The sequence below is a fragment of the Bacillus cereus group sp. BceL062 genome, from assembly GCF_051780025.1.
GTDB classification, from domain to species: Bacteria; Bacillota; Bacilli; order Bacillales; family Bacillaceae_G; genus Bacillus_A; species Bacillus_A toyonensis.
Genome location: NZ_JBPWGY010000002.1, coordinates 187,370 through 198,976 on the forward strand (window position 1 = coordinate 187,370; position 11,607 = coordinate 198,976).

The window sequence follows — 11,607 nt, forward strand, 5'->3', positions numbered from 1 at the left end:
ACACGCCAAAAAAACAGACCTCCTTCCTATATATAGTACAAAGAGGGATTTTTCATTTTTGAATGGAGACAGGAGGAATTAGGATGGCGGTGTATCGTAATGTGCAGGTGAATTTTTGGCAGGATGATTTTGTTTTGGATTTGACGCCGGAGGAGCGGTATTTTTATATATATTTATTAACTTGTTCGAAGACGACGCAGTGTGGGATTTTTCCTTTTCCGAAGCGGTTAGCTGAGATGGAGACGGGTTATAATCGGGAGACTGTTGATAAGCTTGTGCAACGCTTCATTGATTATGGAAAGATCCTTTATGATGCGGAGACGCGGGAGTTATTCATTTTAAATTGGCTTCGTTATAATCCTGTGACGAATACAAATGTGGAGAAGTGTGTGCTCCGTGAGCTGAAGGGTGTGAAGAATAAGGAGTTTGTACATATGTTTTTGCAGAAGTGTGCGGAGGAGGAGCTGAATGTTCCGATGCTTTTAACACATTTCGGTATGCCTAGTGATGTGACTATGGATGATGTTGATCCAGTTTGCGAGGAAACAGTGGAAGAAGAGGTTATAGGGGAGGAAACGGGAAGTAAGGTGTTCACGTTTTATGAGCAACATTTTGGTAGTTTGTCTCCGTATACGGTAGAGGAATTGAATGCGTGGATGAATGATTTGTCAGAAGAGCTTGTGCTGAAGGCTCTTCAAATTTCGTATGAGAATAAAAATCGGAAGATGGCTTATGTGAAGGGGATTTTGCGGGGGTGGCACGGGAAAGGATTTACGAAAGTGTCTGAGGTTGAGGCGGATACGGAAAGGTTTCGAAAGAAGGAGTCGTCTATTAGTAGCGGAGAGACGGAGAATTTTTTGGCGAAGTGTGAGGAGTGGGAGAAGAATAAGCCGTCAGAGGAAGAGTTGCAGCGCTTTTTAGTGGAACGCGGGTGGCGGCCGTGAGTATTCAAAATGTGGAGGCGGAAAAGACGGTGCTAGGTTCTCTATTACTTGATGGAGAGCTTATGAAGGAGTGCCGTTTGAAGGAGCACTATTTTTCTATGCCCGTGCACAAGTCTATATTTCAGTTAATGCGAAAAATGGAAGAGGAAGGGCAACCGATTGATCTTGTGACATTCATTTCTAGAGTAGATCCGAATTTTTTGAAGGGGATCGGAGGAATGGAGTATTTTATAGGATTAATGGATGGTGTGCCTACAACTAGCAACTTCTCTTATTATGAGGGGCTTGTTAGAGGTGCCTGGAAAATGTATCAGGCGGGTGTTCTCGGGCACAAGATGGGAGAGCGTCTTATTGCGGAGAAGAATGAGAAAGTTATTGGTGAGACGATTACGGCACTTTGTGAGTTAGAGGAAAAAGACTGTGTATGTGAGTTTGATTTGAAGGATGCGTTAGTTGGTTTGTATGAAGAGCTTCATCAAGATACGAAGGAGAATACTGGTATTGAGACTGGTTATATATCGCTAAATAAGATGACGTGCGGATTGCAGGAAGGTGATTTTATTGTCCTTGGTGCGCGCCCTTCTATGGGAAAGACTGCGTTTGCGTTAAATGTTGGACTGCATGCGGCGAAGTCTGGAGCGGCGGTTGGATTGTTTTCGTTAGAGATGAGTAGTAAGCAATTGTTAAAAAGAATGGCTTCTTGCGTAGGGGAAGTGTCAGGTGGTAGGCTGAAAAATCCGAAGCACCGTTTGCGATGGAAGACTGGGAAAAGGTGAGTAAGGCGTTTGCGGAAATTGGGGAATTACCACTTGAGATTTACGATAATGCAGGCGTTACGGTGCAAGATGTTTGGATGCAAACTCGTAAGTTAAAGAGGAAGCATGATGATAAGAAGCTTTTAGTCATTGTAGATTATTTGCAGCTTATTACGGGAGATCCAAAGCATAAGGGCAATCGATTTCAGGAAATTAGTGAGATTTCTCGTAAGCTTAAGTTATTAGCGCGTGATTTGAATGTTTGTGTAGTGGCGTTGTCGCAATTGTCTCGTTCTGTAGAGTCGCGTCAAGATAAGCGCCCTCTTTTATCTGATTTAAGAGAGACGGGACAAATTGAGCAAGATGCGGATGTCATTATGCTTATGTATCGAGAGGATTATTACGATAAGGAAACGATGCAGAAAGAGATGACGGAAATTCATGTGGCGAAGCATCGGAATGGACCTGTGGGGAGTTTTAAGCTGAGATTTTTGAAGGAGTTTGGGCGGTTTGTGGAGAGGGTGAATTAGTGGGAGGGAGAAGCTTGTGTCTTGAAGAACGGAGTAGAAGCGGCTTCAATTATGAAAGGAAAAGAGAAAGGGAAGATTGTTCGTTTAATAATTGGAGGAAATACAGATCTTAAGACGGAAAATTTGTATATTATTTTCATTTTTTTTAGCGGTTCTGGTGCAAAGACAAAATAAAGCACTTCATTCATATTTGTATAAGCTAGAACATTGTTAACGCGTATCCCTATCCTGTTTAAAGCAGGGAGAACCATCGCTAAAAATAGATTAGGTTATTACAAGGTAAAGGGAGTCCACTCTACTGGATTCCCTTTATTATTCCTTCTTTAATATCAACATGAATGTTTAACAAATCGTATTACTTAAAAATCTTTCGCAAAATATTAATTTTGTTCCTATACGGTGGAAATAAAAACCCTAAATCTATCCTTGAGCTTTTCTTTAAAATGCTTTTACGATGTGTAAAAGCATCAAAACTATGTTTCCCATGATAGGAGCCAAATCCTGCAGTTCCTACTCCGCCAAAAGGTAAGTGGAGATTAGCCATATGTGACATTGTATCGTTGACGCATCCTCCTCCAAAAGAAATTCGTCCTAATACCTGCTTTTCAACATTTTTGTTTTCAGTAAACACATACAAAGCTAACGGTTTGGGATGGGTGTTAATCGTATGAATGACTTCATCTAAATCATTGTAATCCATAATTGGTAAAATTGGTCCGAAAATTTCTTCTTGCATAGCTGCATCATCCCATGATTTTACTTCAAGAAGTGTTGGTTCAATATATAAATGGCTTCTAGATGAATTTCCACCAAATACTATATAATTTTTGTCTTGCTCTAATATAGAAAGAAGTCTATCGAATTGTCTCTCATTAACAATTCGACCATAATCATTGCTTTTTAATACATCTGATCCATAAAAGTTTGTAATGATTTCTTTCATTTTTGAAATCAGTTTTACTTTGATAGATTTGTGTGCAATAACATAATCAGGTGCAATACAGGATTGGCCAGCATTTATGAATTTTCCCCAGATAATGCGCTTGGCTGCTATATCGAGGTTAGCGGTTTCATCGACAATAGCGGGGCCTTTTCCACCAAGTTCTAATGTTACTGGTACAAGATTTTTCGCCGCAGCCTCCATGACAATTTTTCCAACTTGAACGCTACCAGTAAAAAAGATGTGGTCAAAAGGTGCATGAATCAATAAAGAAGTTATTTCACTGCCTCCTTCAATTACACGAATGTATTGCTTATCAAACGTTTCACTTATTATTTTGTTCATTACAGCTGAAACATTTGGTGCATTTTCTGAAGGCTTGAGAACTACACAATTTCCTGCTGCAATTGCCCCAATGAGAGGTTCAATTAATGATTGAAATGGATAATTAAAAGGACCGATAATTAGCACGGTACCATATGGCTCTTTTATTATGTAGCTTTTGGATGGTGCAAAATGAATAGGGGTTTTTACTTTTTGAGGTTTCATCCACTGTTTTAGATATTTCATTATAAAATTGATACTGTTAAATGCGAAACCAACTTCTGCAGCGTATGCTTCAAACTCGCTTTTGTGTAAATCTTGATATAATGCGCTCAGCACTTGACTTTCATATTTTTGAATAGAATTTTTTAGCTTTTCTAACTGTTTAAGCCGAAATTGAAGACTTCTTGTATGATCATGATTGAAAAATTGTCTATGTTCTTGAATAAGTTGTTGTATATCATCAACCATTAGGAAATCCCTCCAATAGTAAGAAAATATTTACATACCATGTCCATCAATTGTATAAAGCATTTCATCCACATATCCTATTTACTAATGCATCCGTTTGTTGATAAAAGTTACTGTTAAACTAAGGGTGATAATCTTTGAAAATTTCTCCTGTAGATCTGACGTTTTTTTGTTTACGTAAGTGGGATGTATTGGAATATAAATTATTATTAATTATCAGTTTTTGATGAATTAGAATTGTTTTCTAAAAAAATAGGGGGGCATTATTTTTAATCAAACTTTATTCTAAACTAATATCAACAACAGGAAATAAAATTCCTGTCGCTGAATAAAAGGCATAGCACAGTATGCTTCAGTCACCTGAATATTCTTCTGAGGGACAGATATTCACTTAGAAGTACACTTAGATTAAGAGAATAATACAAACGAATCTTCTTAATGTGGATGTGTAGTTATTTATTTTGGTAAAATATTTATTCCATATTTTTCTTGTAATTTACCTTTAGCAAACTCTTAAAATCCATCTCAGCAATCAACACACTTACTAATATAAGCGTCGCTCCTAAGTATCCTTTTCCGGTAAGTGTTTCACCTGTGAAAACGAAAGCAAAGCCTGCTGAAAAAACAGGTTCTAATGAAAAGATAAGGCCTGTATGTGTAGGCGTCGTGTATTGCTGGGCGATCACTTGCACGATGAATGCGACTGCGGTACAAAATATGCTTAAGGCTAAGATAATTAACCATGAGTTGGTTGTGCTAGGCAGTTTTGGCGTTTCTATAATGAATGAAAATATAAGACTAAATAGACCGACGAAACCGAGTTGTATGACTCCAAGTGCAATGGAGTTCACATGTTTCGTTACGCTTCCGGTAATGATGACGTGAATGGCATAAAATAAGGCTGACAGTATGCAAAATATATCGCCGTTACCGATTTTGAATTCGCTCGTTAATGTTAATAAGCTGATTCCTATTATCGTTAAAATGATTCCTACTATAACTTTCTTTTCTGGAATGTGTTTTAAAAATATAGCTGATAATATCGGAATGAAAATGACTGTGAGACATAGTAAGAAACCAGCATTAGAAACACTCGTATACTTTGTGCCGAAAGTAGCGAAAATGTAAACGATAAATAAGACAGAAGCGAGTATAAATGCATATTTTACCGTTTTAAAATTGATTTTGAATACATGTTTGTAAAATATTAAACCTGATAAAAGAAAGGCAATAATAAATCGTAATGCGATTAAATTGTATTCTTCTATGCCTTCGAGTCCAACTTTTGTAAGTAAGATAGATGCACCCCAAAAGAATGTAACTAGTAGTAGCCCTAAATCTGCTTTTAATTGTAGTTTCATTTCTATTCCCTCGTTATGTATAAATTTTATAATTCCATACCCCTATCCCCATTTTATATTTTAATATTAATTCTGAATATTTAAAACATAAATTTATCGACGGTTTTTTCTTTTCCGCATAATTGGGAAGTAATAGTATGTATAAAAAAAGCCCAGTTTAGAAGGGCTTTTTTTCTATGTAAAATTTCATTTGTTTTGTTTACATAATATCTTTACAATTATTTGATAAAATAAAGTCAATTGCGTATTGTGAGGGTGGGTGGTTATCCCTTCTTTCTATTTGGAAGGAAAGGAGGTGATAATATGGAGGTTTTGTTTGACCTTGTAAAAGAGTTTGTCAAAGCGACTGTGCGCGAAGTTTCAGCGTATTTTTTGCGGAAGCAACTTCTAGATAAGGACAACAAAAAACCCACTCCGCGCCGTAGGAAGCAGAAGGGTGGGTTTCGTAAAAAGAAATAGCTTATAATAACTACCACCCATACGATAGCAGTTAGGGAAGAGATGTTATCGCATCTCTTCTTTTATTATATGCCATTTTATTTGATGTCATACTTATATAGCATTCTACCGAAAATATATCATATTCCTATTTTGTGGTCAATTTGATTGCATAATTGAAAAGGTGTAGTCTTATTCCTCTTCAAACTGAAAAATATCCCGATTAATAAGTTGATGGAGATATTGGTCCATTTCAGCAGCAGAAACGCTTCTTTCATTTTTAAACCACCATGCGCTTAATGAGGTGATCGCCCCTGAATAAAATTCAATGATTAAATCATTTGGCATCGTATAATTTTTACAAAGTTGATTTAAAGCTTCTATTTCTTGTTTTCTCGTTTCGTGACTTAAATATTGTGCACGGCTAATAAATTGTTCATCAGACATTTGCGTTTCTAATATTTTACCGATTTCTTCATGATGTAGGAATTGTTCCATTACTTGAAATGGTTTACTTAATCGATCTGAAACCGGTATTTCAGCAATCATCTTGCTGTATCGTTTAAATCCAAATGCTAATAAAGCATCTTTATCTTCGAAGTGTTTATAAAAGGTTGTTCGGTGTACCATTGCGCGGTCACATATTTGGTTAATCGTGATCGTACTATATTTCTGTTTTGATTGCGTCATTAATTCAAATAAGGAATCCCACAGTAATTTATGTGTACGTCTAATACGTAAATCAAGTTGTTTTTCACTATCGTTCATCTACAATTCTCCTTTTTTGTAGATTAAATATACAGTGGCTGAAAATTGATTCTCCCTTTTTAATCTACATATGTATATTATATTACATGTGTTCCGGTGTATTTAAAGTTTTTTAAGTAAGAAACAGGAGGAGAATCTGTAAATGAATATGACAACTAAGAGCCCAGCAAGTGGCAAAGTTGATATTTCTAATATGAAACATACCCCCATTTTAATTGCATTACTTTTAGGGGCAATGGTTGCATTATTAAACGAAACGTTACTTGGTAATGCGTTAACTGTACTAATGAAAGAATTTGGCGTAACAGCTTCAACGATTCAATGGCTTTCTACAGCATACATGTTAGTTGTTGGTGTTTTAGTACCAATTACAGCGTTACTTCAGCAATGGCTCACAACGAGACAAATGTTTTTAATCGCAATGGTAACGTTTTTAGTCGGTACATTAATTGCGGGATTCGCACCGACATTTTCTGTTTTATTAGTCGGCCGTATCGTCCAAGCTGTAGCGACGGGATTAATTACACCGTTATTAATGAATACGATTTTACTTATTTGTCCACCTGAAAAACGTGGTGCCACAATGGGATTAATCGCACTTGTGATGATGTCTGCTCTGGCAATTGGTCCTACATTATCTGGAGTAATCGTCGATTCACTCAATTGGCGCTGGTTATTCTACATTGTTATTCCTATCGTGATCATTTCAATTATGATTGGGATGAAATACATTCAAAATGTTTCAGAGTTAACAAGGCCAAAAGTAGATTATCCATCTATCCTTTTATCGACATTAGGATTTGGCGGGCTTGTGTATAGCTTTAGTGCATCGGGTGATTTAGGATGGTCTGATGCGAAAGTGTATGGCACTTTACTTGTTGGGCTTATCTCATTATTCATTTTTGTCGTTCGACAATTAAAAATTGAGAATCCAATTTTAGAATTACGTGCATTTAAAGTTCCGATGTTTACATTATCAGTTGGATTAATTGTCATTGTGATGATGTCGTTATTTTCAACGATGACTTTATTACCGATGTTCCTGCAAACAGTTTTACTCGTTACAGCCTTTAAATCAGGAATCATTATGCTTCCAGGAAGTATTATTAGCGCTATAATGGGACCAATCGCAGGTAAACTATTTGATAAATTTAGTCCGAAAGTTATTATCGTTCCTGGTATTGTGTTAGTGGGGATTGCAATGTTCTTATTTAAAGGCATTACTCCTGATACATCAATGGTACAAATTATTGTGATGCATAGCGTATTAATGGTTGGACTCATGTTTGTCATGACAGCACAAACATACGGTTTAAATCAATTAACACCAGATTTATATCCGCACGGAACAGCACTGTTTAGTACGTTACAGCAAGTAGCGGGCGCAATTGGTACGGCTATCTTTATTTCAAAAATGTCTTCAGGAACAACTCAGTATATGGAAAGCTCCGCAAATCCAATGGACCCAGTAGAGAAGTTAAACGGTTTAACGTCAGGGTTCCAAGGTGCATTTGCACTTGGGTTAATCTTTATTATTGTTGCATTTATCGTATCGTTATTCTTAAAAGAAGAGAAAAAGGGAGTAGAAGTAAAGGGGGTTTTACAGAACGAAAATTAAGTTTTATATAAAAAGACATCTTTACGATTAAAGATGTCTTTTTATATTTCTTTCGTAATAATAGTTCAAACAGCCGAGGGAAATGTGGTGTATGTATTGTCAGTTTTTTAGTAAGAAGAACTATTGAGAATAACGATGTAAAGCTTTACTAATAACTAAAAGTCCAATAATGAGGGAAAGTGTTCTTATAATAAGTTCGGCAACTAATAAGTCACCCATCGTTTTAGTGACATCATACATAGTCCCTGTAATGAGAATAGGTGCGATCATAATGATAATTCCAATTACTATTTGAAGAAGTAAATTCACGTTTTTACTCAAGATAATCACCTCTAAAAATATTATAAAACAAAATATGGAATTTTCTGTATTGTACATTTATTATACTGTATCGAATTAAGATTATGGTAATGTTTTTAAAGTAAAAAAGAGGTGTCACATAGTTATAAGGTGACACCTCTTTGGAGCTAGTAGAAATTAAAGATGCTTCAATAATATAGCGATCTGGGGCATCACCGATGTAGTTAAAGGGGTAACAAGTTGTTAATATTGGTTTCTCTTTTTTTACAATGACAGTTCGATCTTCTGCATCTGTTATCCAATGGGTGTTAACCTTACATTTCCTCCGTAACGTCATACCGCAACAATTGCCCCTGATCATAAAACTTCTCAAAAATAAGTCCCATTACATAGAAGAATACTAGACCGAAGCAAATGTGAATAAGTGTGAAAGTAGCTCCAAATGAAGAAAATTCATATACGATAATTGGTAATTTTGCAGTTGTCCAAACGCCTAAGAAAAATACGATGTATTTAATGCTCGCCCCTTTTTTCAAAAGTAATGCGGCGATTGGAAAGGCGACGTAGAGGGGACCAGCTGCAATTCCGCCTAATAATAGAGAGAATAAGATACCATATATGCCCGATTTTTCGCCCATATATTTCATTAACGTTTCTTTCTTCACCCATTGATCAAGTAATCCTACAAATAGTAGGACAGGAGGAAGGAGAAACAGCATATCTAAAATGCTATTCCCTGTTAGTTGTAATGCCGCCTTGCCTAAAGATTGATTTATAAAAGTTAATACAAAGAGCCCCAGTAGTAAAATGAAAAAGAAGCGATATCTTTTTAATTCGTTCATACCATCACCACCCAAATGATATAGGAGAATAGGAGAGACATGAGCAGAGCAGATGCATTACGTGCGTAAGCGAAGCTTCGCCCAAATATCTTTTGTTCCATCGGCATAGTTGTAAGCCCTACTGACATGAGTGTAGACATAAGTGCCGCAACTTGAGGAAGACCTGCACCATGTTGAACTAATGTATTTCCAAGAGGGAATACGACAAAGCTTGGGATGAGTGCCACAGAACCGAGGATTGCAGAATAAATAATACCTAACAATCCAGACTGCTCTCCAATGATGGAAGAGATGAAGGACGGCGTTAATATGGAAAGTGATAAGCCAACGAAAAGCATGATGGAAAGCATGGCAGGTAGAAGATTTCGAAACATTTTCCATGACTTAAATAGAGCATTTTTCGTTTTATTACGATCTTTCATAAAAGAAATTCCCGTAAGGACAATGGCTAAAGTGTAAAGGATCATACCGTTAATCATGATCGGATTCCTTTAAGTCTTTATATTTGTCTAGGAAAAAGGATAAGTTCTTCATTTTTTCTTCAATATCCATCTGAAAATCTACCAATTGTTCCTTTCCAGCAGGCGTAATTTTGTACATCTTTCTCGGTTTGTCTTGATGAGCTGTACTTACATAAGATTCAATTGCACCTTCGTTTTCTAATTTCTTTAGTGTGCGGTATAGGATGGCACTATCGATTGGATTGACCGGAAGTTCTTCTTCGCACTTTTGCAATAGTTGCCCGCCATAGTGATCCCCCTCGGCTAGAAATAATAAAAGGAATGCCCCTGTGTGTCTTCCTGTATGTTTCATAAATAGACCTCCTAAAATAGATTATGTTACTGTTAATGACAGTATACTGTTGTTAACAGTATATGGTGAATGAAATGCTATGTCAATTTTAAAATGTGCAATTTTTGAGAGGGAACATAACAATAAATATGAAACAAAAAATACAATGGGGGTGCACTTCATTGTGAAAGTAGCCTTTAGTGCTGGGAAATTACTATATGAAGTAATATGTATGTAGAACATAAAAAAAGACACTCTCAAGAGTGCCTCTCCTTAGCAGCCGAATCCGCCGCCCCAACAGCTAGCTCCAACGATGATTAATAAAATAAAGAGTACAACAAGTAGGGCGAATCCGCCGCCGAAACCACAGCCTCCACCACAACTACCGCCATAACCCATATTAACTCCTCCTTCCGTAATGGATTTAATTCACTTTATGTTTTTACGGATAAACTTGAGCAGGTCCTTTTGAAAAATAAAAGTACTTGGGATTTTATCCCGCATTAATGTGCAGTAAAACTCCCACCTCAAAATTTGGCTGGAGCAAAGGAGTTAGGTGGGAGTCGGGCTGATTAAAGTTTCACTTTATAAGAGTTGACAAACTTATTTTTGTCACCGGTATTTCGTCGTTTACATATTGTATTTTATTCTGTGTATTGGGAGAAGGAGGATCTTTATGGCTAATTCTGAGATGATTTTACGTTTACTTACAGATTTAAAGATTGAACAGCAAGCTTTAAGAGAACAGCTGGAGAAAATGCAAACAGCTTTGACTATTCTTGAAGAAAAACCAAATACTCCTGAAGAGAAATCAACTATTATTGAAGAAAAACCAGCTGTTACAAAGCAAAGAGCTTATTCTGGACGCCCAACATCTTTTCGTGATTGGAGAGCATCAACTCAAAAGAATTCATAAAAATATAAGAAAAGAAGACACCCATTAAGGTGTCTTCTTTCCCTTGTACAATCCAAATGCGATTAGAAGGTATATCCATATTGCTTTAAAACTAAGAAGAAAATAACAATTATCGACTCCAGTTTTAGTATAGCATGTAATAATAAATAATTTTATGTAATGTTGCATATATATAGATTAAAGAATGTTTATTCGTATATATTTTAGTTGTCTGTTATTTCTTTTAATTCATTTACTTATATTATTTTTTGAGCGCTCCAGTAATGGGGCCTTTTTTTAGTTATTATTCATGCAGTTCGATTGCTTTACATTGAAAATTTTATGGTAGTTTTATTAAGAAATAGATTCATATCTTTTAGGGCAGAAATGAGAACTACTCAAATGCGGAATGATATACTTGAGTGGTTTTGTGTATGTAATATTATTTATAAAAGTTTACAACAATATAAATATATGACCTTTTACTTTTCTCCTATATCATATATGATATAGTCTGGGACGCCACTGCACTTATGTATATTTAGGAGAACTAGAACGAATAGGAATGATTACACTCAAAGGTTACTATTTAACGAACCTATTGTTTGAATATAAATCTAGTGTGTTGA

The 11,607-nt window shown here is 36.1% G+C and carries 13 protein-coding genes and 2 pseudogenes; 6 read left to right on the forward strand and 9 right to left on the reverse strand.

Annotation, left to right across the window (positions count from 1 at the left end; translation table 11 throughout):
• The first annotated feature begins 83 nt into the window (after window positions 1–83).
• From ACS2MN_RS06130 to ACS2MN_RS06140, 3 genes and pseudogenes are all read left to right on the forward strand, one after another.
• Window positions 84–944: a DnaD domain-containing protein gene (locus ACS2MN_RS06130; RefSeq protein ID WP_200203704.1), complete on the forward strand. Its 861-nt coding sequence runs from the start codon at window positions 84–86 to the stop codon at window positions 942–944.
• A pseudogene (gene dnaB, locus ACS2MN_RS06135) lies at window positions 941–2,229 on the forward strand (replicative DNA helicase). Before ACS2MN_RS06130 ends, dnaB begins: the two are co-directional and overlap by 4 nt.
• A 21-nt stretch (window positions 2,230–2,250) precedes the next feature.
• Window positions 2,251–2,403, forward strand: coding sequence for a hypothetical protein (locus ACS2MN_RS06140; RefSeq protein ID WP_180250206.1), 153 nt, complete (start codon window positions 2,251–2,253; stop codon window positions 2,401–2,403).
• Window positions 2,404–2,584: 181 nt separating this feature from the next.
• Here ACS2MN_RS06140 and ACS2MN_RS06145 read toward each other — a convergent pair whose 3' ends face one another.
• Both ACS2MN_RS06145 and ACS2MN_RS06150 read right to left on the reverse strand, forming a co-directional pair.
• Entirely contained in the window at window positions 2,585–3,964 is a 1,380-nt protein-coding gene (locus tag ACS2MN_RS06145) for an aldehyde dehydrogenase (protein ID WP_000227310.1), read from the reverse strand.
• Window positions 3,965–4,437: 473 nt separating this feature from the next.
• Entirely contained in the window at window positions 4,438–5,325 is an 888-nt protein-coding gene (locus tag ACS2MN_RS06150; RefSeq protein ID WP_200203708.1) for a DMT family transporter, read from the reverse strand.
• A 303-nt stretch (window positions 5,326–5,628) separates the two neighbouring features.
• On the opposite strand from ACS2MN_RS06150, the gene ACS2MN_RS06155 reads away from it, so the two are divergent.
• Window positions 5,629–5,784, forward strand: a complete 156-nt coding sequence (locus tag ACS2MN_RS06155; protein WP_000453392.1) for a hypothetical protein — start codon at window positions 5,629–5,631, stop codon at window positions 5,782–5,784.
• Between the two features lie 171 nt (window positions 5,785–5,955).
• On the opposite strand, the gene ACS2MN_RS06160 is transcribed toward ACS2MN_RS06155, so the two are convergent.
• Complete coding sequence (locus tag ACS2MN_RS06160) at window positions 5,956–6,531, reverse strand: TetR/AcrR family transcriptional regulator (RefSeq protein WP_346994063.1); 576 nt, start codon at window positions 6,529–6,531, stop codon at window positions 5,956–5,958.
• 142 nt (window positions 6,532–6,673) lie between these two features.
• On the opposite strand from ACS2MN_RS06160, the gene ACS2MN_RS06165 reads away from it, so the two are divergent.
• Window positions 6,674–8,149, forward strand: coding sequence for an MDR family MFS transporter (locus tag ACS2MN_RS06165; protein ID WP_438894671.1), 1,476 nt, complete (start codon window positions 6,674–6,676; stop codon window positions 8,147–8,149).
• A gap of 120 nt (window positions 8,150–8,269) precedes the next feature.
• Here the strand turns inward: ACS2MN_RS06165 and ACS2MN_RS06170 are convergent, their stop codons facing one another.
• The 6 genes and pseudogenes from ACS2MN_RS06170 to ACS2MN_RS06195 form a co-directional block, all read right to left on the reverse strand.
• Window positions 8,270–8,470, reverse strand: coding sequence for a hypothetical protein (locus tag ACS2MN_RS06170; protein ID WP_000042278.1), 201 nt, complete (start codon window positions 8,468–8,470; stop codon window positions 8,270–8,272).
• Window positions 8,471–8,621: 151 nt separating this feature from the next.
• A pseudogene (locus ACS2MN_RS06175) lies at window positions 8,622–8,765 on the reverse strand (class D sortase); the annotation flags it as partial.
• Window positions 8,764–9,291 (reverse strand): permease, encoded by a 528-nt coding sequence (locus ACS2MN_RS06180; RefSeq protein WP_001004194.1) that lies wholly within the window; start codon window positions 9,289–9,291, stop codon window positions 8,764–8,766. The gene ACS2MN_RS06180 and the pseudogene ACS2MN_RS06175, both read right to left, overlap by 2 nt.
• A complete protein-coding gene (locus ACS2MN_RS06185; RefSeq protein WP_000606980.1) occupies window positions 9,288–9,770 on the reverse strand; it encodes a hypothetical protein in 483 nt (160 codons plus the stop codon). The genes ACS2MN_RS06180 and ACS2MN_RS06185 overlap by 4 nt, the downstream gene beginning before the upstream one ends.
• The gene (locus ACS2MN_RS06190) at window positions 9,763–10,104 is read right to left on the reverse strand and encodes a PadR family transcriptional regulator (RefSeq protein WP_000683179.1); all 342 of its coding nucleotides are present in this window, start codon (window positions 10,102–10,104) and stop codon (window positions 9,763–9,765) included. The genes ACS2MN_RS06185 and ACS2MN_RS06190 overlap by 8 nt, the downstream gene beginning before the upstream one ends.
• Before the next feature lie 252 nt (window positions 10,105–10,356).
• Window positions 10,357–10,482, reverse strand: a complete 126-nt coding sequence (locus ACS2MN_RS06195) for a YjcZ family sporulation protein (RefSeq protein WP_000540377.1) — start codon at window positions 10,480–10,482, stop codon at window positions 10,357–10,359.
• A 277-nt stretch (window positions 10,483–10,759) separates the two neighbouring features.
• On the opposite strand from ACS2MN_RS06195, the gene ACS2MN_RS06200 reads away from it, so the two are divergent.
• Window positions 10,760–10,999 (forward strand): hypothetical protein, encoded by a 240-nt coding sequence (locus ACS2MN_RS06200; protein ID WP_000013684.1) that lies wholly within the window; start codon window positions 10,760–10,762, stop codon window positions 10,997–10,999.
• Window positions 11,000–11,607 lie beyond the last annotated feature (608 nt).